Here is a 22,017-nt window from a genome sequence, read left to right on the forward strand (position 1 = left end):
TGACCGCATCATGAGGGCGAGAGGTGAACGGAGGACATTCCCCTGTCGAACGCATTTCGATTCCGCAGGTCATCGGATCGGGCCGACGAATGATTCTGAACATTTCACGAATGCTGTCGCCGGATTCCCTAAACTTCCGTGTGTGACCGGCACAAGCCCTCCCACTGAGTTAGGACCGCGGCGCCGCCAGGAGATCACGGTCGCGCAGATCGCCAGACTGGCCGGGGTGTCCCCGCCGACCGTGTCCAAAGTGATCAACGGACGCCCCGGCGTGTCGGTCGCCACCCGGCGCCGGATCGAGGAGCTGATCCGTGAGCACGGCTGGCAGCGCCGGCCGGAGAGGACCGAGTCCGCGGCCATCATCGAGGTCCTCTTCCAGGCCCTCGACAGCCTGTGGGCGCTGGAGCTCATCCGCGGGGTCAACGAGGTCGCCCAGTCCTACGGCCTGACCGTGGCCGTCACCGACATGCACGGACACAGCTCCCCGCACCGCGAGTGGATCGAGGAGGTCCTGGCCCGGCGCCCCGCCGGCGTGATCGCCGTCTCCGCCGAGCTGAGCGACCACGAGCACGCGCAGCTCGCCAGCAGGTCCATCCCGCTCGTCGCGCTCGACCCGTACGGCGAGCCCAGCCATCGCGTCCCCTCGGTCGGCGCGACGAACTGGAACGGCGGCCTGTCGGCCACCCGCCACCTGCTGGAGCTCGGGCACCGCAGGATCGCCATGATCAACGGCCCGGCGACCCTGATGTGCTGCCGCGCCCGGCTCGACGGCTACCGCGCGGCCATGGAGACCGCGGGCGTGCCCGTCGACCCCCGGCTCCTGCGGACCGGTCCGCTCTACGTGGAGACCGGCCGCACAGAGGCGCAGGCGCTGTTGGCCCTTCCCGACCGGCCCACCGCCGTTTTCGCCGGCAACGATCTGCAGGCACTCGGGGTCTATCAGGCGGCCCTGCGGGCCGGGTTGCGCGTGCCCGACGACCTCAGCGTCGTCGGCTTCGACGACCTGCCGCTCGCCCAGTGGGCGGACCCGCCGATGACCACCGTGCGCCAGCCGCTGGCCAAGATGGGCGCCGCCGCCGCGGAACTCGTCATGGCCGTCAGCGCGGGCGACACGTCCGAACACCACCGCATCGAGCTCGCCACCCACCTGGTCGTACGCGGCAGCACCGCCTCACCGGCCTGACCGGCGGCCGGCCTGGTTCGACGACGCCTTGCGCTGCTCCGACGCCGAGCGCTGCCCTCGTACGCAGGCCACCGCCATGGGCGCACGCGAGGACGGCGCCCGCAGCACCTCCAGAGGGGCCGACCGGCTGACGACGCCGATGCTGCGCCTGATGCCCGCATCGCTCTGGCGTAAGGGCACCTCGCCGGATGGAAGCGGGGTCATGGCCGCGCGACGCACGCGAGGAGCGCCAGCTTGTCGGCACTGTCGGTGCCCGGGTCCGGGTGGAGGACGACGAGCGTCTGACCTGGCGCGCCGCTGACGCCCAATCTCTCCCGGTTCAGCCAGAGGCCACCGACCTGGGGGTGGTCGATGTGCTTGGGAGTGCCTTCGCACGTGTTCACGTCGTGGCGGGCCCAGAGCCTGCTGAAGCGAGGGCTGGCGAGGGAGAGTTCGCCGACGAGTTCGATGAACCGGGGGTCGTCCGTGTCGGTGCCGACGGACTCGCGGAAGCCGGCCACCATGCCCTGCGCGGCATCCTCCCAGTCCGGGTAGAGGGCCTGCTCGGCGGGGTCGAGGAACACGTCCCGCAGGCGGTTGCCCCCCGCCACGAGTCGCGGCGACAGAGCGGTCGCCAGCGCGTTGGCGGCGAGGACGTCGAAGTAGCGGCCCTCCACGTACGCCGGGAGCGGGAGCGCGGTGACGAGCTTGGCGACGCCGGGAGGGACGGTCTCCTTCCGGGGCCGCCGTCGCCGCCGGGGTTTCCCCGCCCCCAGGCGTAGCAGGTAGGCCGTCGCGTCGTCGTCGAGCAGCAGCACGCGGGCGAGGGACTCGAGAACCTGCGCGGAGGGGTTGCGGTCGCGGCCCTGTTCCAGGCGCAGGTAGTAGTCGGCGCTGATGCCGGCGAGCATCGCGACCTCCTCCCGGCGCAGGCCCGGCACGCGCCGTACGCCGACGGAGGGGATGCCGGCCTGTTCAGGAGTGACGAGCTCCCTGCGAGCGCGTACGAAATCGCCCAGAAGGTTGGATTCGTCGCTCATGTCCCCACTGTAAGTCGCGCACTTTCGTGCGTGCCTGGTCCTGTCACCCCCAGGATCGCGGGGACTCTGGCTCTGCGTGCGGGTGAGCGGAAACGTCACTGCCGGGACCTGATGGTCCCTTTCGCGAACGAGGAGCTACACCATGTCAATATTCTTGCTCGTCCACGGCGCCTGGCACAGTGGGCGATGCTGGGAGCGGGTGGTCCCGTTGCTGGCAGCGGCCGGGCATCGGGTGGTCGCGCCGTCGCTGACCGGCTACGGCGACAAGGCGCATCTGCTCGGCCCGGAGGTAGGGCTGGACACGCACACCGACGACATCGTCAGCCTGATCATGGAGGAGGATCTCACCGACGTGATCCTGGTGGGCCACAGTTACGCCGGGCTGGTCATCTCGTCCGCCGCCAACCGGATCCCGGATCGGATCGCCCATCTGGTCTATCTCGACGCGATGGTCCCGGAGGACGGCGAGAGCGCGGTCGACGTGCTGCCCGTGACCCAGGCCCTCATCGACCGCGCCGCGGAGTCCGAGGTCGGCTGGCGGATCCCGCCGATGCCCGAGTCGCCGCCGCCCCTGGGCCTGTTCGGGGTCACCGACCCGGCGGACGTGGCGTGGCTGCGGACGATGCTGTCGGATCATCCGGTGCTCTGCTTGCGGCAACCGGTGCGGCTGGACAATCCGGCCGTGCACACGATTCCGCGGACGCACATCCACTGCGTCGCCGCCGCACCGGAGGGGATCAAGCGGCGGCCCGTCCCGGCGACACAGCCCAACGGCAGCCCGGCACAGGTGTGGGAGCTGGATACGGGCCACGACTGCATGATCACCATGCCGGCCGAGCTCACCGAACTGCTGCTCAAGCTCGGCTGAGCCGCACACGCGTTCCTCGAAGTGGGCACGCCTACCGTACGCGTGCGGCCGATGGCTGAGCATGGCCGGGCGGAAGCGTGATCATGACGCCAGGAGGGTCACTCGGAGGGCCGGGGCCCCGCGGCGCGGTTGAGCCGGTTGGCGATCGCGAGTCCCAGCCCCTCCTCCACCGGCAAGGACGCGACGATGAGGTCGCACCCTCGCTGGTCGAGCTCGCGCAGGAATCCGTACAGCCTGCGCGCGTAGGCGGCCGTCGAAGCGGGGACCGCCACCACGGCGTGCGCCTTGACCTGGGCGTCGGCGAAGGCGGGGGGAAGAAGGACGCCCACCCGGTGCCCGAGCTCCTGCGCGAGTTCCGCTTCGGCGACGACCTTCTCGGGCTCGACGAGGACGACTCGCGCACGCGGCGCGTAGTGGGACGGATGCTGGCCCGGCACCCGGACGCGGCTCGTGGAGTGGACCGCGAGCGGGCGCCCCAGCACCGCCTCGAGGTCCTCGCGCGTCACCCCGCCGGGGCGAAGGACGCTCGGAGTGTCGCCTGTGGCGTCGACGATGGTGGACTCGACGCCGACCTCGCACGAGCCGCCGTCCAGCACGAAGTCGACGGCGTCACCGAGCTCGGCGCGGACGTGGTCCGCCGTCGTGGGGCTGACCGAGCCGAAGCGGTTGGCGGACGGGGCCGCGACACCCCCGCCGAAGGCCGACAGCAGCGCGAGCGCGACAGGGTGATCGGGCACGCGCACGGCCAGCGTCTCCAGGCCGCCGGTCGCTTCGAGGGGCACCCGGCGACCGCGCCGCAGGACCAGCGTGAGCGGCCCGGGCCAGAAGCGTTCGGCCAGCAGGCGCGCCGTCTCGGGCACGTCCTCGACCCAGTCGCCCAGGTGCTCCGCGCCGCCGATGTGGACGATCAGCGGGTGGGAGGGCGGGCGCCCCTTGACCTGGAAGACGCGCGCGACGGCGGCGGGGTCCTCGGCATTGGCGCCCAGGCCGTAGACGGTCTCGGTCGGGAAGGCCACCAGACCTCCGGCGCGCAGCACAGCGGCCGCCTTCTCGATGTCACTGGTTGTTGCCGTCACCCTCGCAATCCTTCCACTGTTCCACTCTCCGCACGCCGGGGTCGCGCCGGCGCCGGTGACGAACCACGGCCGGCGGCACCGTCGTGAGCCCGGACGGACATGATCCGTCACAGCGGCACGCGGCCACCGCCAGGACGGGCCCAACTCAGCGTAGAACCCGCAGGCCATGCCCCGTCCGTCGGTCACCTCCGGGCACCGGCCGGTACGGCCGCCCCGGCGTACAGGGCGTGATCACACGCGCAGCAGGGCCTTGACGGCGCGGCGCTCGTCCATGGCCTGGTACGCCTCGGCGGCCTGGTCGAGCGGGAGGTGGAGGTCGAAGACCTTGCCGGGGTCGATCCTGCGGTTCCAGATCAGGTCGATCAGCTCGGGCAGATACCGGCGCACCGGGGCGGGGCCGCCGTGCAGGTGGACGTGGGAGAAGAACAGCTCCCTGCCGTCGAGTTCGACATCGTGGGCCACTCCGACGTAGCCGACGTGCCCGCCCGGGCGGGTGGAGCGGACGGCCTGCAGCATCGACTCCTGGGTGCCGACCGCCTCCACGACCGAGTGCGCGCCCAGCCCGCCGGTCAGCTCCTTGATCATCGCCACGCCGTCGTCGCCGCGCTCGGTGACGATGTCGGTCGCCCCGAACTCCAGGGCGAGCTTCTGCCGAGGCTCGTGGCGGCTCATGGCGATGATCCGCTCCGCCCCGAGCTGCCTGGCGGCCAGCACCGCGAGCAGGCCGACGGCGCCGTCGCCGACGACCGCCACCGTCTTGCCGGGGCCCGCCTGGGCGGCCAGCGCGCCGAACCAGCCGGTGCCGAGCACGTCGGACGCCGCCAGGAAGCTCGGGATCAGATCGTCGCCGGGGACCTCCGGCGTCGCGACGAGCGTGCCGTCGGCGAGCGGGACGCGCAGCCGTTCCGCCTGGGCGCCGAGCGGCCCCATGAGCTCGCGCCGGACGCAGGAGGTCTGGTAGCCGGCCCGGCAGATCTCGCAGGTGTTGTCCGAGGCGAAGAACGACCCGACCACGAACTGGCCGGGCTTGACCGAGGTCACCTCGCCGCCGACCTCCTCCACGATGCCCGCGTACTCGTGGCCCATCGGGGACGGGCCGCCGACGGCGTCGATCCCGCGATAGGGCCACAGGTCGGAACCGCAGACACAGGTCGCCGACAGGCGGATGACCGCGTCGGTCGGCGCGACGATCCTCGGGTCCTCGCGCTGCTCCACCCGGACGTCGCCGGGGGCGTGCAAAACGACACCACGCATTCGATTGCTCCTCACGTGCCGGGGTCGTACGGGTCCGTCGCGGACGGACCGGGTGGGGGCACCTCTCCGCGCCGCGTGCGCGGGAGGGAGGTGCCACGCCATCCAGGTAACCGGCTTTCAGAAGGGCCAGGGAGTGCCTGGTGAGGGGTGTACCGGCAGTACATCCCTTCCACGGGGCGCGAGCGCGTACGGTCGAAGAGTGGACAACCGCGAAGAAGTCCGCGAGTTCCTCGTCTCGCGGCGCGCCAAGATAACGCCCGAGCGGGCCGGGCTGCCCGCCGGCACCAGGCGCCGCGTTCCCGGGCTGCGCAGGAGCGAGGTCGCGGCGCTGGCCGACGTCAGCGTCGAGTACTACGCCAAACTCGAGCGCGGCAACCTCGCCGGCGTGTCCCCCGGCGTTCTCGAAGCCGTCGCCCGCGCGCTCCAGCTCGACGACGCCGAGCGGGCCCACCTGCTGAACCTCGCGCAGGCGGCCGACGGCTCCGACGCGCTCGCGCGGCCCCGGCAGCGCGCCACCAGGCAGTGGGCGCCGCACCGGAGCCTGCAGTGGACCCTGGACGCGATCACCGCAGGCCCGGCGTTCGTCCGCAACGGCCGCATGGACCTGCTGGCCGCCAACCGGCTCGCGCGCGCCCTCTACTGCGACTTCTACACCACCGGTCAGCGGCCGCCGAACCTCGCCCGCTACACCTTCCTGGACCCGGCGTCCCGGCGCTTCTACCCGGACTGGGACCTGGCCGCCGACATCACCGTCGCCATTCTCCGCACCGAGGCCGGCCGCGACCCCCACGACAAGGAGCTCCACGACCTGGTCGGCGAGCTGTCCACCCGCAGCGACGCGTTCCGCGTCCGGTGGGGCGCCCACAACGTCCGCCACCACGGCACGGGCGTGAAGAGGTACCACCACCCTGTCGTCGGCGACCTCACCCTCGCCTACGAGGGCCTGGAGATGGCCGCCGCTCCCGGCCTCACCCTCACCGTCTACACCGCGGAACCGGGCTCGCCCTCGGAGGAAGGCCTGCGCCTGCTCGCCTCCTGGGCCGCCACCCAGGAAGCCGGCTCCCCCACGCAGCCGCTCACGGCCGGCTGACCGGCCAGGAGCCGCCGCACAAGCTCTCCGTACGGGTTCATCCCGGTTTTGGCTGGCGGAGTATCCTGCTGCGCACGTGTCACCGACCTCCCTCACACCGTGCGGGGCCCGCCGCGTGGCAACAGCACGGTAGGGAGTCCGGCGCGGGTGGGCTGGGCCTCGGCGTGAACGAAAGGGTGTCAAGTGACGCGCTGTGAGGACGCTGAGCAGGGGCCGCCGACGGTGGCCGGAGCCGGGGTGTTCGCCGCCGACGACGAGGTCGGCCGGGATCTGGCGTCGGTGGACTGGCGGGCGACCCCTCTCGGGCCGCCGGAGGAGTGGCCGCAGAGCCTGCAGACGGCGGTGAGCATCCTGCTGTCGTCCCGGTTCTCCATGTGGATGGCGTGGGGGCCGGAGCTGACCTTCTTCTGCAACGCCGCCTACCGCCGTGACACCCTCGGCCGGAAATATCCGTGGGCGCTGGGCCGGCCCGCCAGCGAGGTCTGGGCGGAGATCTGGGACGACATCGGCCCGCGGATCCAGGCCGTGCTGGAGACGGGAAAGGCGACCTGGGACGAGGCGCTCCTGCTGTTCCTCGAGCGGGCCGGCTACCCGGAGGAGACCTACCACACGTTCTCCTACAGCCCCCTCCGGGACGATTCCGGCGCCGTGGTCGGCATGTTGTGCGTCGTCAGCGAGGAGACCGAGCGGGTCATCGGCGAGCGGCGCATGGCGACCCTGCGGGATCTCGGCTCCGATCCCAGCGTGGTCCGCACCGAGCAGGAGATGCTGGCGTTCGCCTGCCGGCAGCTCGGCCGCAACCCGCAGGACCTTCCCTTCACGCTGACCTATCTGTTCCAGGACGGCGGCGGCGCACGGCTGGCAGGGGTGACCGGGATCTCCGCCGGGCATCCGGCCGCCCCTCTCACGCTGCCGGCCGGCGATGCGGACGCGGTGTGGCCCGCGACGACGCTGGCGCGGGGAGAGTCGGTGATCGTGCCGCTCGAGGGCGCCCCGTTCTCCGGTCTGCCGGCCGGAGACTGGCCGGAGCCGCCCACGCAGGCGCTGGTGGTGCCGCTGCTCCAGCAGGGCAGCGCGCCGTACGGGTTCCTGGTGGCCGCGCTCAACCGCTACCGCTTCCCGGACGAGGCGTATCGCGGGTTCGTCGAGCTGGCCGCGGGGCACGTCGCGGCGGGCGTGGCGAGCGCCCGCAGCTACCAGGCCCAGCAGCGGCGGGCGGAGGAGCTGGCCGAGCTCGACCGGGCGAAGACCGTCTTCTTCTCCAACATCAGTCACGAGTTCCGCACGCCGCTGACCCTGATCATGGGGCCGGTGGAGGAACTGCGCGGCCGTCTTCAGGAAGCGGACCCGCAGGTGCGCGAGGAGCTGGAGGTCATCCGCCGCAACGGGTTGCGGCTGGGCAAGCTGGTCAACACCCTGCTGGACTTCTCCCGCATCGAGGCCGGCCGGATGCAGGCCAGCTACGAGCCGGTCGACCTGGCCGCGGTCACCGCCGAGCTGGCCAGCCTCTTCCGCTCCGCCATCGACAAGGCGGGCCTGGACTTCCGGGTCGACTGCCCTCCCATCGACGAGCCGGTCTACATCGACCGCGGCATGTGGGAGAAGGTGGTGCTCAACCTGCTCAGCAACGCGCTGAAGTTCACCTTCGAGGGCGCGATCGGCGTCACGGTGCGCGGGGAGGACGGCCACGCGGTGGTGACCGTCACCGACACGGGCATCGGCGTCCCGGCCGAGGAGGTGCCGCGGCTGTTCGAGCGGTTCCACCGCATCGAGAACGCGCGCTCACGGTCCAACGAGGGCAGCGGCATCGGGCTGGCCCTCGTGCAGGAGCTCGTCGGCCTGCACGGCGGCACCATCAGCGCCGACAGCGTCGAGGGCGAGGGCACCCGCTTCACCATCCGCCTGCCGTACGGCGCCGCGCACCTGCCCGCCGAGGCGATCACGACGGCCGGCGCCGGCGTCGGCGCCACCACCGCGGACCCGTACGTCGAGGAGGCGCTGCGCTGGCTGCCCGCGGACGGCGCCGGCGAGCCCGCGGAGGACACGACGGCGATGCCGTCCCACGACGGCTCCGCCGCCCGTTCCGGGGGCTCGGCCGCTGCGGCGCGCGTGCTGGTCGCCGACGACAACGCCGACATGCGCGAGTATCTCGTCCGTCTCCTCCAGGGCGCCGGCTACGTCGTCGACACCGCGAGCGACGGGATGGAGGCCCTGGACGCCGTCCGCGCGGACGCCCCCGACCTCGTCGTCAGCGACGTGATGATGCCGCGCCTGGACGGCCTGTCCCTGGTCGCGGCGCTGCGGTCCGATCCACGCACCGCCGCCGTGCCCGTGGTGCTGCTGTCGGCCCGGGCGGGCCAGGAGGCCTCCATCGAGGGCCTGCAGGCCGGAGCCGACGACTACCTGGTCAAGCCCTTCGCCGCCGCGGAGCTGCTCGCGCGGGTGAGGGCGAACATGGACATGGCGCGGCTGCGCCAGCACCAGGCGCGCTGGCGCAGCGCGCTGGTCGACTCGCTGCAGGAGGCGTTCTTCGTCTGCGACGAGCAGGGCGCCGTCGTCGAGATCAACAGCGCCTTCACCGACATCCTCGGCTACGGCCCCGAGAACCTGCCCTACCGGCCGATCCACCCGTGGTGGCCGGACGCCGCAACCGATCCCGAGGCCCACCAGCAGGTCGCCGACGCCTTCAGCGGCCTTCTCGGCCCGGGCCAGGGCAGCTACACCATCCCCGTCACCCACCGCGACGGGCACCGCCTGTGGGTGAGCGTCACCTTCAACCAGGCGCAGGATCCCGACACCGGGCGGCATGTCGTCGTCGGCACCTTCCGCGACGTCACCGCCGAGCACTACGCCATCCAGCGTGAGAGCGCCCTCGCCTCGCTGAGCACCAGCCTGTCCCAGGCCGGCAGCCTCTCCGACGCGCTGACCGGCGCCCTGCGGGAACTGCGAAGCCTGTGGCGCGCCCGGTCGGTGCTGGCCGCCGTCTTCGACCACGGCGAGGAACCGACCCTGACCGTCGCCGGCGAACCGGTGGACTGGCACGGGCTGCCGGGCGATCGCCGCCGTGTGCTCACCGACCTGCTGCGGCGGCCGCTGCTCACCCCGGTCGCCGACCGCGACGGGGCCGGCGTCCTGCTGGAGCACCCCGAGGGCCAGCTGGCCCTGTGGATCGACCTGGGCGTCCACCGGCCCTTCACCGGCGAGGACCAGGTGCTGCTGTCGCTGCTGGCCGGGCGTCTCGCCCAGGGACTCGTGCGCGCCCACCAGATCGACCAGCAACGCGAGACCGCCATCGCGCTGCAGCGGGCCATCCTCGGCCCCGCCCAGCTTCCCGACGGGTTCGCCGTACGCTACGAGCCCGCCACCCGGCCCCTGGAGGTCGGCGGCGACTGGTACGACACCATCGCCCTGCCCGGCGGGCGCATCGGCATCGTGGTCGGGGACTGCGTCGGACGCGGGGTGGAGGCCGCCGCCGTCATGGGACAGCTGCGCAGCGCGTGCCGCGCGCTGCTGCTGCAGGACGACAGCCCGGCCCGCGTGCTCATGGCCCTGGACCACTTCGCCGCCGGCGTCCCCGGGGCCCGGTGCACCACCGTCTTCTGCGCCGTGCTCGACCCGGAGACCGGGCGCCTGTCCTACTCCAGCGCCGGACATCCGCCGGGGATCCTCGCCCTCGCCGACGGCAGCACGAGCCTGCTCGACGGCGGACGTTCCGTTCCCCTGGCCGTACGCCCGGGCGCGACCCGTCCGGAGAGCGAGACGATCATCCCGGCGCGCGCCACGCTGATGCTGTACACGGACGGCCTGGTAGAGCGCCGCCGCCATCCGCTGTATTCGGGCATCGACCAGGCCAGCCAGGCCGTACAGGACGGCAGGAACGCCGCCGTCGACGACCTCGCCACCGAAGTGATGATCCGCCTGGCCCCGGCCGACGGCTACGACGACGACGTCGCTCTGCTGCTCTACCGGCACCCGGCCCCGCTGGAGATGACCTTCCCCGCCGAGTCGTCCCAGCTGGCGCCCGTGCGCAAGGCGCTGCGGAGCTGGCTCGGCCAGTGCGACCTCCCCACCCAGATCGTCCAGAACATCCTGGTCGCCGCCGGTGAGGCGTGCGCGAACGCCATCGAGCACGGCCACCGTCACACCCCCGGCGACATCGTGCGCCTGCGGGCCGAGGCGTCGGTCGACAACCTGCGCCTCACCGTCGCCGACACCGGCCGCTGGAAGTCCCCCGAGCCCGAGGCGAACGCCCACCGCGGCCGCGGCGTCGCGCTCATGCGCGCCATGATGCAGCAGGTCACCATCACCCCGGGTCCGTACGGGACCACCGTCGACATGCAGATGAGGATCGCCTGATGACCACGCCCCTGACCCTCACTCCTGGGGTTCGCCCGGACGGCGCCGCTCTCCTGACCGCCGCCGGTGAGATCGACATGAGCAACACCGACGCCCTCGCGGCCGCGCTGGAGAGCACCCCGGGGCCTGTCGTCCTCGACCTGACCTCCGTCGAATACCTCGACAGTGCGGGCCTGAGCGTCCTGTTCGCCCACGCCGACCGCATCACTCTCATCGCCAACCCTCTGCTGACTCCCGTCCTGACCATCTCCGGGCTGGCGGACCTCGCCACCGTCCACGACGGCGACCCCGGCGCCTGACCGGGCAGGAATTCCGGCCTCCTGCGGCCACATCGCCTCACGTGGGATTTTGCTCTCGTTTGCGTTGATCTCTTTACACGAGTCATGTGATAGTTGACTATCAAGTGGCGACTCGACGGCTCGTGGTGAACGACGCTCTGGAGGCATCATGACCACTGTCGAACCCCGGACCTTCCCCTTCGGCCAGGTGGAACGGCTGGAGGTGGACCCGCTCTTCTCCCGGTTGCGGCAGGAGGAACCGCTGTGCCGGGTCCGGCTGCCCTACGGTGAACCCGCGTGGCTCGCGACCCGCTACGAGGACGTCAAGGTCGTGCTCGGCGACGCGCGGTTCAGCCGGGCCGCGGCGATCGGCCGCGACGAGCCGCGGATGCGGCCTCACCAGTCCCGCTCCGGCAGCATCCTCAGTTTCGACCCGCCGGAGCACAGCAGGCTGCGCAGGCTGGTGTCGAAGGCGTTCACCGTACGGCGGGTCGAGCTGTTGCGGCCGCGGACCCAGGAGATCGCGGACGATCTCGTCGGCGCGATGCTGGCCAAGGGCGCCCCGGCCGACATCGTCGAGAACTTCGGGCTGCCGCTGCCGATCACGGTCATCTGCGAGTTGCTGGGGGTGCCGGTCGAGGACCGGGTCGACTTCCGCACCTGGTCGGACGCGCTCCTGTCCACCACGCGGTTCACTCCCGAGCAGGTGGTGCACTGCATGGGCCTGCTGCGGGAGTACATGGCCGGGCTCATCGCCCAGCGCCGGCAGACCCCGAAGGACGACCTGCTCAGCGCGCTCGTCGCGGCCCGCGACAACGAGGAGCGGCTGTCGGAGGAGGAGATGCTGTCGCTGGCCGAGGCGCTGCTCGTCGCCGGTCACGAGACCACGGCCTCGCAGATCCCGAACTTCGTCTACGTGCTGCTCACCCACCCCGAGCAGCTCGCGGCGCTGCGCGCGGACCTCGACCTGATCCCCAGGGCGGTCGAAGAGCTGATGCGCTTCGTCCCGCTCGGGGGCGGCGCTTCCATCGCCCGCTACGCGCTGGAGGACGTCGAGCTGGGCGGCGTCACGGTGCGCGCCGGAGAGCCGGTGGTCGTGAGCCTGGTGTCGGCCAACCGCGACGAGTCGGTCTACACGAACCCCGACGATCTCGAATTCGACCGTCAGCAGGCCTCGCACGTGGGATTCGGGCACGGGGCCCACCACTGTCTCGGCGCCCCGCTCGCCCGGATGGAGCTGCAGGTCGCCCTGCGTACGCTGCTCACCCGGCTACCGGGACTCCGCCTCGCCGGGGCCGAGGACGACGTCGTGTGGAAGACGGGGTTGTCCACCCGGGGACCCGAGCACATGCTTGTCACCTGGGACCAGCCCTGACGGACGTGCGGAGCTAATCGATAGTCGCCTATCACTTGGCTATCCTGTGGTGGTGACCGCCGAGACCTCACGACGGCTGCGTGCCGACGCCGCCCGCAACTCCGGCAGGATCGTGCGCGCAGCCCGGGAGCTCTGGGCCGAGCAGGGCCCCGACGCGCTGCTGGAGGACATCGCCCGCCGCGCCGGGGTCGGCATCGCGACGCTCTACCGCCACTTCCCCGACAAGGCGGGCCTGGTGCGGGCGGCCCTCGACCAGAGCTTCGCCGAGGACATCGCCCCCGCCATAGAACGGGCGCTCGGCGACGACGATCCCCGGCGCGGTCTGGCCACCGTGCTCGAGGCGGCGATGTCCACGGCGGGTCGTGAACACAACACCCTGGCCGCCGCGCGGAACTCCGGCGCCATCACCGCGGAGGCCAGCAGCCCGTTCATCGAGTCGCTGACCCTGCTGGCCCGGCGCGGGCAGCAGGCCGGTCTCATCCGCGCCGACCTCGTCCCCGACGACCTGCCCAGGATCATGGTCATGCTGATGGGCGTGCTGTGGACGATGGAACCCGGCAGCGACGGCTGGCGGCGCTACCTCGCGCTCGTCCTCGACGCCCTGTCTCCCGGCGCCCTGTCTTCCGGCGGGGCCTCCCCGCTGCCGCCCGCCGTGCCGCTCAGGTCGCCGCGCAAGCGGGGCGGCTGGCCGGTATGACGCCGCGGGCGACCGGCGGGCCGCCCGCGGCGACCGGAAGATCGCGTGGTGATCAGCCCGGGGCGGCGAGCCTGGCGAGGGCGGTGGCCGAGGGCGTGCCGGGCTCGGCCTGGTAGGCGATGACGACCTGGCCGTCCGTCCCGCCGACCGTCAGGCTGTGCCGCCGCAGGACGAGCGGCCCGACGACGGGGTGGACGAACTCCTTCGTCTCGTCGCGTGTCGGGCGGACGTCGTGACGTTCCCACAGCCGGCGGAAGTCCTCGGAGGCCGCGGACAGCTCCTCGACCAGCTCGCGCAGGGCCGGGTCGCCGAGGTCGGCGCCGGCCACGGCCCGCAGCGCGGCGACCGAATCGGCCGCGACGGCGTCCCACTGGGGGAACAGCGCCCGCGCGCCGGGATCGAGGAAGACGTCTCGGACGAGGTTGCGGCCGGGCCGATACATGGGCGCCAGGGCGATCGCCGTCGTGTTGGCGGCCAGCACGTCGAACCGCCGTCCCCGCAGGTAGGCGGGCGTGCCCACCCACGCGTCGAGGAGACGCCCGATCCCCGGGGCCGGTCGCTCCTCGGGCCGGTGGGGCGGGCCGCCGTTCCGTCTCGACGCGTCGCGGGCCAGGGCGTGCAGGTGGGCCGTGAGATCGGCGTCGAGGCGCAGGGCGGCCCCGAGCGCGTCGAGCACCTGCTCGGAGGGGTTGCGGTCGCGGCCCTGTTCGAGCCGGGTCAGGTAGGCGAGGCTGACGCCCGCGAGCGCGGCCAGCTCGTCGCGGCGCAGCCCGGCGACCCGGCGCCGCCCGATCGCGGGCAGCCCGGCGTCCTGCGGGCGTACGAGCGCGCGGCGGGCCTTGAGGAAGCTGCCGAGAGTGTTGTCGCCGGGCATGTCACCCGCCACTGTACGCGGGCCCCGTGGGCGAAGGTGACCCTGTCACGGTGATGGCTGCTTCCTCCCGCGCTTGGCACAGTCGTAGGCATGAGTACTACCGGACACCCACTCACCTGGTTCATCACGGGAGCATCCCGCGGCTTCGGGAACGTGTGGACGCGGGCGGCGCTGCGGCGCGGCGACCGGGTCGTCGCGACGGCCCGCGACGTCACCGCGCTGAAGCCGCTCGCCGACGAGTTCGGCGACGCTGTCCTCCCACTCACGCTCGACGTCACCGACCGGGAGGCGGCCTTCGACGCGGTGGCCCGGGCTGCCGAACGCTTCGGCGGCGTCGACGTCGCCGTCAACAACGCCGGATACGGCCTGTTCGGCGCGGTGGAGGAGGTCACCGAGGCCCAGGCGAGAGCTCAGCTGGAGACGAATCTGCTCGGCGCGCTCTGGGTCACCCAGGCCGTGCTGCCCGGGATGCGGGAGCGCGGGCGCGGCCGCATTCTGCAGGTGTCGAGCATCGGCGGCGTCGCCGCGTTCCCCATGCTCGGGCTTTACAACGCGTCGAAATGGGGCCTGGAGGCGTTCAGCGAGTCGCTCGCCCAGGAGGTCGCCTCGCACGGGATCGCGGTGACGATCGTCGAGCCCGGCCCGTACGGCACCGACTGGAGCGGATCGTCGGCCGTCCACGCCGAGCCGCTTCCCGCCTACGACGACGTCCGGGAGGCCCGCCGGGCCGCCGCGGCGGGCAGGGTCCCGGTCGACCCTGAGGTCACGGCCGAGGCGGTCCTCGCGGTCGTGGACGCGGAACGGCCCCCGCTGCGCCTGTTCCTGGGGAGCTACTGCCTGCCGATCGCGGAGCGGGTCTACAGCGAACGCCTGGACACCTGGCGGGAGTGGCGCTCCCTCTCCGAGTCCGCCGACGGCTGACCCCGGCGGCATCGGAGACGACCGCAGGACAATCCCGCGGCTGTCACGCGGGCAGAAGGACGTCAACCGTGCCCACGCCCGCATCCGAGCCCTCGTCGAACGCGCCATCGCGACACTGAAGACGTGGAAGGTCCTGGCCAAGCTCCGCTGCTGTCCTCGCCGGGCCACCGCGATCGTGCAGGCCATCCTCGTCCTGCGCCGTCGAAGCCGACCCCTACTCAGGATTGAAAGGGCTCGATGGACCAGCTGAGATTGCGATATCCGAGTTGACCTGCCAGTCGTCATTGAGCGCCTCGCGGGACTCCGCCCGGCCGACCCGCGTGCCGCCCATCATGGCGTCTGCTGGTCGCGGCGGGTCTGCTTCTTCTCGCGGATGACCGCGTGGGCGTCGGCGACGGGGCCTAGGTGAGCGAGCTTGTCGGGATTGACGATCGTGCGGATGGTCTGGATGCGTCCGTCCAGGATGTCGAGCGTCCAGACGTTGATGATGTGACCGTCTCGGTCGCGGATGATCGCACCCGGCTGGCCGTTCACCTCGTGCGCCTCCAGCACCGCGCCGATCTGGGCGAACGGCGGGATGGCGACGGACAGCACCCGGGCGATCTTCGCGACGCCGAAGAGGGGAATCGTACTCCCGATCTTGCCGGCGCCGTCGTTGACCAGCTGGACGTCGGCGGCCAGCAGTTCCTGCAGCCCTGTGACGTCCCCCTCCCTCATCGCATGGAAGAACCGCCCGGCGAGCTGCTCGCGGGCCCGGCGATCCGCCTCGAAGCGGGGCCGGCCCGCGTCCATGTGACGGCGTGCCTGCACCGCGAGCTGGCGGCAGGCCGCCTCCGACCGCTCCACCGCGGCGGCGATCTCCCGGTAGCTGAAGGCGAACACCTCGCGGAGCACGAAGACCGCACGCTCGAGCGGGCTGAGCCGCTCCAGCAGGATCAGCGCCGCCATCGACAACGAGTCGGACAGCTCCGCCGACCGCTCCGGGTCCTGGTAGGGGTCGGTCAGCAGCGGTTCGGGGAACCATGGCCCGACGTAAGCCTCGCGCCGGACGCGGGCCGAGCGCAGCACGTCGATCGAGATCCGCGTCACCGTGGCCGACAGGAAGGCCTTGGGTGACTCGGGCTGGGCCGGGGAACCTTCGTAGCGCAGCCAGGCCTCCTGGACGGCGTCCTCGGCCTCGCTCACGCTGCCCAGGATGCGGTAGGCGATCGTGAAAAGCAGCGGCCTCAATTCCTGGAAGTCCTCGACGCGAGTCACGCGGACCATTGATATCACCACTCAGGACAAAGGTGACATGGTGTCGCAGGTCACACTCGGGCGATCTCACATCTCTGCCGGGCTATCTCGTCCAGGGGGTTGTAACGGCTGAGAGCGGCAACAAGGAGCACACCGTGCAGAAGGTTTGGTTCGTCACCGGCTCGTCCCGCGGCCTGGGCCGCAACTTCGTGGAGGCCGCCCTGGCGCGCGGCGACAAGGTCGCTGCCACCGCCCGGAACACCGCGAGCCTGCAGGCGCTGGCCGACACCTATGGAGACGCGGTGCTTCCACTGGAAATGGACGTGACCGACAGGGCCGCCGTCTTCGAGAGCGTGAAGCGCGCCAAGGAGCACTTCGGCCGGCTCGACGTCATCGTGAACAACGCCGGCTACGCCCAGATCGGCGCGGTCGAAGAACTTACAGAACAGGAACTGCGCGACCAGCTCGAGACCAATCTGTTCGGCGCGGTGTGGGTGGTCCAGGCCGCGCTGCCGTACCTGCGTGAGCAGCGCTCGGGGCACATCATCCAGCTTTCCTCGGCCGCCGGGGTCATCGCGATGCCGCTCGGCGGCGCGTACCACGCCTCTAAGTGGGCCCTGGAGGGCCTGAACGAGGCGCTCGCCGGCGAGGTCGCCGAGTTCGGCGTCAAGGTGACCATCATCGAGCCCGGCGGCTTCGCCACCCGGGACGGCAACAACCCCGACCCGCTCGCCAACGGCTACATGGCCACGCCCGACCCGGCCTACGACGGTCTCCGTCAGCACCTCGGGGCGATGACAGGGAAGATGCCCGCAGGCGACCCGGCCGCCGCGGCGCAGGCACTGCTGAAGCTCGTGGACTCCGCCAACCCGCCGGTGCGGGTGCTGTTCGGCAAGGGCTTCCACCCGCTGATCGAGCGGGCCTACGCCGACCGGCTCAAGACCTGGGCCGACTGGCAGGACCTCTCAATCGAGGCACACGGCGACCTCGAAGCCCGCTGACTCAGGTCGAGAGGCCGCGCAACCGGCGAGCGGCGCCCAGGTCGCCCAGGACGCCTGGGCGTCCGGGCGATCCGCTCGGCCGGTGAGCCGGATTGTCCTGACGGACGCCGTTCAAAGGCCATCGGCTACGACTGCCGCTGTCGCGCCATCAGCGCTCGGTCAAACGCGCGCAAGCTCCCATCCGCGCCTGCGGGGAACGCGCCGTGGCCACCTTGTAGACCTGGAAGATCCTGACTCGGCTGCGCTGCCGCCCGCAGCGCGCCATCACGATCATGCAACCATCCATGTCCTGCAGCTCATCGAAGAAGGCCGCTACTCAGGATGAAAAGCGCTCAAGGCCGATGAAACGCGGAGTTCGGCTGAGTTGTCAATGAAAGTTTCATTGCCGAGCGGTGTCCGAGTCCTGCCCGACTTCCGCGCAAATCCTTCTCCGATGAGCGGGCGCGGCGATATTCCGGCACGCGCCGGGGTTCGCCAGGATGGCGGATCACGCGTCGCCCGGTGAGAAACTTGGGCGGTGGAGACTCCGGTGCCGGGACGAGCCGAAACGCGGCTCCAGGCCAAAATACTGACGCGCTTGCGTGACGCCGGTCCGCAATCTCGCATTCAGCTGTCGGAACACTTCGAAGTGTCACGCACGACGATCGGAGCCGAACTCGGCCGGCTGGCGGCGCTTCACCTCGTCGAGGAAATCGGGCCCGCCGCGTCGCGTGGAGGCCGCAGGTCGACCGTCATCGATCTCGCCGGCCGGGTGCGGTTCGTCGGCGTCGCCGTCGGCGCGACCTCGGTGTCCACCGCGGTCACCGACGGCAGGCTGGGCGTCCTCGCGTTCGAACGCGCGGAATGCGACATACGCCAGGGCCCAGAGCCGGTGCTCGAACTCGCCATGGAACAGAGCCGCCGGCTGCTCCTCAAATTGGGAGTGGACAGACCGGTGGGAGTCGGCGTCGGCGTGCCCGGCCCGGTGGACTTCTCACGCGGTATCCCGGTCTCGCCGCCGATCATGCCGGGATGGGACGGTTATCCGGTCCGCGATGTCCTCGGCGGGCAGTTCGATTGTCCGGTCGTACTGGACAACGATGTCAATGTAATGGCCCTGGGCGAACAACACGCCGGTGCGGCGAGCACCGCCGAGAACTTCCTGTTCGTCAAGGTCGGCACAGGCATCGGCTGCGGAATCGTGGCCAAGGGTGAGCTCTATCGCGGTATGGACGGGTGCGCGGGGGATATCGGGCACATACCGGTGGCCGATTCCGGCGAGATCTGCACCTGCGGCAACACGGGGTGTCTGGAGGCCTCCTTCGGCGGGGAGGCGCTGGCTCGCGACGCGCTCGCCGCGGCCCGCTCGGGGCGCTCGCCCCTGCTCGGGGAACTCCTCGAACGCGACGGCACGCTGACCGCCGCGCAGGTGGGGGAGGCGGTGGCCGCCGGTGACGCGACCTCCGTGCAGATGGTGCGCGACGGCGGACGGCGCCTGGGCGAGGTGCTGGCGGGCCTGGTGTCGTTCTTCAACCCGAGCCTCATCGTGCTGGGCGGTGGGCTCACGCTGCTGGGTCACGTCCTGCTCGCCGAGATCCGCGGGGCGATCTATCGCCGCTCGCTGCCCCTCGCCACCAGGAATCTGCCGATCACGATGAGCGATCTCGGCCCGCAGGCGGGCGTCATCGGCGCCGCCAGGCTGGTCAGCGAGGAGGTCTACCGCTTCCCGCGGTGATCGGCGCCCGCACCGGACGGTCACCGGTGACGGCATCCTGCTCGCAGAGGATTGCATGATCATGCATTCCCGTGTATATATTCTACTCGTGTCCAAGGTGCTCACTTCTCTGCCTGTCGGCGAGCGTGTCGGGATCGCCTTCTCCGGTGGCCTCGACACTTCGGTAGCGGTCGCGTGGATGCGGGAGAAGGGTGCAGTGCCGTGCACCTACACCGCGGAAATCGGCCAGTACGACGAACCTGACATCGCCTCGGTGCCGGGGCGTGCCACCGCGTACGGCGCGGAGATCTCCCGGCTGGTCGACTGCCGGGCGGCCCTGGTCGAGGAGGGGCTCGCGGCTCTGGCCTGCGGGGCGTTCCACATCAGGTCCGGCGGCCGCACGTACTTCAACACCACCCCGCTCGGGCGGGCCGTCACCGGCACCCTGCTGGTGCGCGCGATGCTCGAGGACGGCGTGCAGATCTGGGGAGACGGCTCCACCTTCAAGGGCAATGACATCGAGCGGTTCTACCGCTACGGTCTGCTCGCCAACCCCTCCCTGCGGATCTACAAGCCGTGGCTGGACGCCGACTTCGTCAACGAGCTCGGCGGGCGCAAGGAGATGTCCGAGTGGCTGCTCGCCCACGGGCTGCCCTACCGGGACAGTGTGGAGAAGGCCTACTCCACCGACGCGAACATCTGGGGCGCGACGCACGAGGCCAAGTCCCTTGAGCACCTCGACACGGGCATCGAGATCGTCGAGCCCATCATGGGCGTGCGCTTCTGGGACCCCGCCGTCGAGATCGCCACCGAGGACGTCACGATCGGCTTCGAGCAGGGACGGCCGGTGACGATCAACGGCAAGGAGTTCCCCTCCGCCGTCGATCTGGTGCTGGAGGCCAACGCCATCGGCGGCCGGCACGGCCTGGGCATGTCCGACCAGATCGAGAACCGGATCATCGAGGCCAAGAGCCGGGGCATCTACGAGGCGCCGGGCATGGCGCTGCTCCACGCGGCCTACGAGCGGCTGGTCAACGCGATCCACAACGAGGACACCCTCGCCAGCTACCACATCGAGGGACGGCGGCTGGGCAGGCTGCTCTACGAGGGCCGCTGGCTGGACCCGCAGGCGCTGATGCTGCGCGAGTCGCTGCAGCGCTGGGTCGGCATGGCGGTGACCGGAGAGGTGACCCTGCGGCTGCGGCGCGGCGAGGACTACTCCGTGCTGGACACGTCCGGACCGGCGTTCAGCTACCACCCGGACAAGCTCTCCATGGAGCGCACCGAGGACTCCGCCTTCGGCCCGGTGGACCGCATCGGGCAGCTGACGATGCGCAACCTCGACATCGCCGACTCTCGCGCCAAGCTGGAGCAGTACGCCAGGCTCGGCATGGTCGGCAGCCAGCAGCCGGCGCTGATCGGCGCCGCCCAGGCGGCCTCGACCGGGCTGATCGGCGCGATGCCCGAGGGCGGAGCCGAGGCGATCGCCTCTCGCGGCGAGGTCTCCAGCGAGGAGGAGCTCCTCGACCAGGCCGCCATGGAGCTCGGCACCGACTGACGACCACGACTGGGGGCGCCCGGTGTCGCCGGGCGCCCTTCGACGTCATCAAGCCGGGCCGGGCACGTCCGCAAGCCGGGCCGGGGACGTGCATGGGCGTGGCCGGAAACCACGCAAGGCGGGCTGTGGACGTGCGCGGTGCGGGCCGGGGGCGTCCGGAAGCCGGGTCAGGCGCGGGCGGAGGGGTTCAGGAGCTCGGTGATCCGGACGAACCCGTCGGCGCCGTGGCCCTGTGCGATGACGCGGCGGGCCCAGCCTTCGGCCGCGCGCATCACGCTCGCGTCGATGCCGTGGGCCTCGGAGGTGTGGACGACGTGGGCCATGGACGAGGCCGCCGAGGTGATCGGGTTGCCCTCGCCGGAGAACCCGCCGCTGTCCACTTCCGCCGCCGCCTGCTCGAAGACGGGCGGCAGGATCGCGCCGATGCCCTTGGCGAACGGCGCCAGCTCCCGCGCGGTCACCCCCTCGGCTCGCGCCACCGCCAGCGCGTGCGCGTAGCCCGCCATCGCGGTCCAGAAGACGCCGAGCAGCGCGATGTCATAGGCCGCCGCCCGGCCGATCTCCTCGCCGAGATGGGTGTGCGTGCCGCCGAGGGCCTCCAGCACCGGCCGGTGCCGCCGGTAGAGCTCCTCAGGGCCGCTGTGCAGGAACACCGCGGCCGGGGTGCCGATGGTCGCGGTCGGCGTCATGATCGCGCCGTCGAGGTAGCCGATGCCGTGCCCGGCCGCCCAGGCGGCGGTGCTCCGGGCGCGGTCGGGGGTGTCGGCGGTCAGGTTCACGAGCGTGTGTCCCCGGAGCGCGCCGGCGACCGCCTCGCGCCGTACGACGGCGTCCGCCGCGTCGTAGTTCACCACGCAGATCACGGTCAGCTCGCTCGCGGCGACCGCCGCTTCCGGCGTGGGGGCGCCGTACGCGCCCCGCTCGGCCAACTGCCGATCTCTGCCCGGTGTCCGGTTCCAGACCGTGGTCCGGATGCCGGCGTCCAGGAAGGCCCCGGCGAGGGCCCGGCCCATCGGCCCCAGGCCGAGCACCGTGACGGCAGACTGGTGGGCGTGCTGGCTCATGTCTCGACTCCTGTGTGCATGACGGAGATTGCGCTGAACGGGTGGATGGACGATGACGCGTAGCCGTGCCGGAGACCTGAACGTCTGCGGGGTCACCGCCGCGATCGCCGTGATCGACGGCAAGTGGAAGACGATCCTGCTCTGGCTCCTGGAATCCGCTCCGCGTCGTCCCGGCGAGCTGGTCCGGCGGCTGCCGGGCCTCACCGAGAAGGTGCTGACTCAGACGCTCCGGGAGATGGAGGCCGACGGGCTAGTGCACCGTGAGGTGCACGACGGCCGTCCGTTGAAGACCGTGTACTCACTGACCGATTTCGGCCGTGAGCTGTCCGAGGCGCTGGCGCCGCTGTCCGACTGGGGACATCGCCGCCTGGAGAAGCTGGCCCGGGAGACGCGGGCCCGGGAGACGTCAGCCCGGGAGACGTCGGCAGAGGAGGCGCCGGCAGGGCCCTTCCCGGTCTCCTGACGCACCGCCGT

The 22,017-nt window shown here is 71.6% G+C and carries 19 protein-coding genes and 2 pseudogenes; 14 read left to right on the forward strand and 7 right to left on the reverse strand.

The annotated features are described in order from the left end of the window. The first annotated feature begins 142 nt into the window (after positions 1-142). Positions 143-1,183 carry a LacI family DNA-binding transcriptional regulator gene (locus ABZ860_RS21915; protein WP_357222806.1) on the forward strand — a complete coding sequence of 347 codons (1,041 nt, stop codon included), beginning with the start codon at positions 143-145 and terminating at the stop codon, positions 1,181-1,183. On the opposite strand, the gene ABZ860_RS21920 is transcribed toward ABZ860_RS21915, so the two are convergent. Then, entirely contained in the window at positions 1,172-1,387 is a 216-nt protein-coding gene (locus ABZ860_RS21920; protein ID WP_357222809.1) for a hypothetical protein, read from the reverse strand. The two genes, ABZ860_RS21915 and ABZ860_RS21920, sit on opposite strands and share 12 nt — an antisense overlap. After that, entirely contained in the window at positions 1,384-2,202 is an 819-nt protein-coding gene (locus tag ABZ860_RS21925) for a helix-turn-helix transcriptional regulator (RefSeq protein ID WP_357222812.1), read from the reverse strand. Before ABZ860_RS21925 ends, ABZ860_RS21920 begins: the two co-directional genes overlap by 4 nt. 142 nt (positions 2,203-2,344) lie before the next feature. Here ABZ860_RS21925 and ABZ860_RS21930 point away from each other — a divergent pair, with 142 nt between their 5' ends. Then, complete coding sequence (locus ABZ860_RS21930) at positions 2,345-3,070, forward strand: alpha/beta hydrolase (protein ID WP_357222815.1); 726 nt, start codon at positions 2,345-2,347, stop codon at positions 3,068-3,070. 98 nt (positions 3,071-3,168) lie between these two features. Here ABZ860_RS21930 and ABZ860_RS21935 read toward each other — a convergent pair whose 3' ends face one another. Together ABZ860_RS21935 and ABZ860_RS21940 are read right to left on the reverse strand one after the other, a co-directional pair. Continuing rightward, complete coding sequence (locus ABZ860_RS21935) at positions 3,169-4,146, reverse strand: L-threonylcarbamoyladenylate synthase (protein ID WP_357222818.1); 978 nt, start codon at positions 4,144-4,146, stop codon at positions 3,169-3,171. A 231-nt stretch (positions 4,147-4,377) separates the two neighbouring features. Further along, complete coding sequence (locus tag ABZ860_RS21940) at positions 4,378-5,400, reverse strand: zinc-dependent alcohol dehydrogenase family protein (protein WP_357222821.1); 1,023 nt, start codon at positions 5,398-5,400, stop codon at positions 4,378-4,380. 199 nt (positions 5,401-5,599) lie between these two features. Between ABZ860_RS21940 and ABZ860_RS21945 the strand changes: the two genes are divergently transcribed. From ABZ860_RS21945 to ABZ860_RS21965, 5 genes are all read left to right on the forward strand, one after another. Next, positions 5,600-6,490 carry a helix-turn-helix transcriptional regulator gene (locus ABZ860_RS21945; protein WP_357222823.1) on the forward strand — a complete coding sequence of 297 codons (891 nt, stop codon included), beginning with the start codon at positions 5,600-5,602 and terminating at the stop codon, positions 6,488-6,490. 183 nt (positions 6,491-6,673) lie between these two features. Next, the gene (locus tag ABZ860_RS21950) at positions 6,674-10,846 is read left to right on the forward strand and encodes a SpoIIE family protein phosphatase (protein WP_357222826.1); all 4,173 of its coding nucleotides are present in this window, start codon (positions 6,674-6,676) and stop codon (positions 10,844-10,846) included. Next, on the forward strand, positions 10,846-11,145 hold the full coding sequence (locus tag ABZ860_RS21955; RefSeq protein WP_357222828.1) for an STAS domain-containing protein: 300 nt from the start codon (positions 10,846-10,848) through the stop codon (positions 11,143-11,145). Before ABZ860_RS21950 ends, ABZ860_RS21955 begins: the two co-directional genes overlap by 1 nt. A gap of 148 nt (positions 11,146-11,293) precedes the next feature. Next, positions 11,294-12,499, forward strand: a complete 1,206-nt coding sequence (locus ABZ860_RS21960; RefSeq protein WP_357222831.1) for a cytochrome P450 — start codon at positions 11,294-11,296, stop codon at positions 12,497-12,499. A gap of 52 nt (positions 12,500-12,551) precedes the next feature. Next, a complete protein-coding gene (locus tag ABZ860_RS21965) occupies positions 12,552-13,196 on the forward strand; it encodes a helix-turn-helix domain-containing protein (RefSeq protein WP_357222833.1) in 645 nt (214 codons plus the stop codon). Positions 13,197-13,248: 52 nt separating this feature from the next. On the opposite strand, the gene ABZ860_RS21970 is transcribed toward ABZ860_RS21965, so the two are convergent. Next, complete coding sequence (locus tag ABZ860_RS21970; protein WP_357222836.1) at positions 13,249-14,070, reverse strand: helix-turn-helix transcriptional regulator; 822 nt, start codon at positions 14,068-14,070, stop codon at positions 13,249-13,251. 90 nt (positions 14,071-14,160) lie between these two features. Between ABZ860_RS21970 and ABZ860_RS21975 the strand changes: the two genes are divergently transcribed. Together ABZ860_RS21975 and ABZ860_RS21980 are read left to right on the forward strand one after the other, a co-directional pair. Beyond that, on the forward strand, positions 14,161-14,991 hold the full coding sequence (locus ABZ860_RS21975; protein ID WP_357222839.1) for an SDR family NAD(P)-dependent oxidoreductase: 831 nt from the start codon (positions 14,161-14,163) through the stop codon (positions 14,989-14,991). Positions 14,992-15,028: 37 nt separating this feature from the next. Continuing rightward, a pseudogene (locus tag ABZ860_RS21980) lies at positions 15,029-15,190 on the forward strand (transposase family protein); the annotation flags it as partial. 131 nt (positions 15,191-15,321) lie between these two features. Here ABZ860_RS21980 and ABZ860_RS21985 read toward each other — a convergent pair. Then, positions 15,322-16,257, reverse strand: coding sequence for an RNA polymerase sigma-70 factor (locus ABZ860_RS21985; protein ID WP_357222842.1), 936 nt, complete (start codon positions 16,255-16,257; stop codon positions 15,322-15,324). 125 nt (positions 16,258-16,382) lie between these two features. Between ABZ860_RS21985 and ABZ860_RS21990 the strand changes: the two genes are divergently transcribed. From ABZ860_RS21990 to argG, 4 genes and pseudogenes are all read left to right on the forward strand, one after another. Then, positions 16,383-17,228: an SDR family NAD(P)-dependent oxidoreductase gene (locus tag ABZ860_RS21990; RefSeq protein WP_357222845.1), complete on the forward strand. Its 846-nt coding sequence runs from the start codon at positions 16,383-16,385 to the stop codon at positions 17,226-17,228. Positions 17,229-17,329: 101 nt separating this feature from the next. Continuing rightward, positions 17,330-17,553 (forward strand): annotated as a pseudogene (locus ABZ860_RS21995) (IS5/IS1182 family transposase); the annotation flags it as partial. Positions 17,554-17,745: 192 nt separating this feature from the next. Further along, positions 17,746-18,942, forward strand: a complete 1,197-nt coding sequence (locus tag ABZ860_RS22000) for an ROK family transcriptional regulator (RefSeq protein WP_357222848.1) — start codon at positions 17,746-17,748, stop codon at positions 18,940-18,942. Between the two features lie 88 nt (positions 18,943-19,030). Further along, on the forward strand, positions 19,031-20,479 hold the full coding sequence (gene argG / locus ABZ860_RS22005; protein ID WP_357222851.1) for an argininosuccinate synthase: 1,449 nt from the start codon (positions 19,031-19,033) through the stop codon (positions 20,477-20,479). 167 nt (positions 20,480-20,646) lie between these two features. Here the strand turns inward: argG and ABZ860_RS22010 are convergent, their stop codons facing one another. Beyond that, positions 20,647-21,639, reverse strand: coding sequence for an NAD(P)-binding domain-containing protein (locus ABZ860_RS22010; protein WP_357222854.1), 993 nt, complete (start codon positions 21,637-21,639; stop codon positions 20,647-20,649). Here ABZ860_RS22010 and ABZ860_RS22015 point away from each other — a divergent pair. Then, positions 21,596-22,006, forward strand: a complete 411-nt coding sequence (locus tag ABZ860_RS22015; RefSeq protein ID WP_357222857.1) for a helix-turn-helix domain-containing protein — start codon at positions 21,596-21,598, stop codon at positions 22,004-22,006. The two genes, ABZ860_RS22010 and ABZ860_RS22015, sit on opposite strands and share 44 nt — an antisense overlap. The last annotated feature ends 11 nt before the right edge of the window (positions 22,007-22,017 follow it).

Origin of the sequence: Microbispora sp. NPDC046973 (assembly GCF_040644495.1) — a bacterium.
Classification (GTDB): domain Bacteria; phylum Actinomycetota; class Actinomycetes; order Streptosporangiales; family Streptosporangiaceae; genus Microbispora.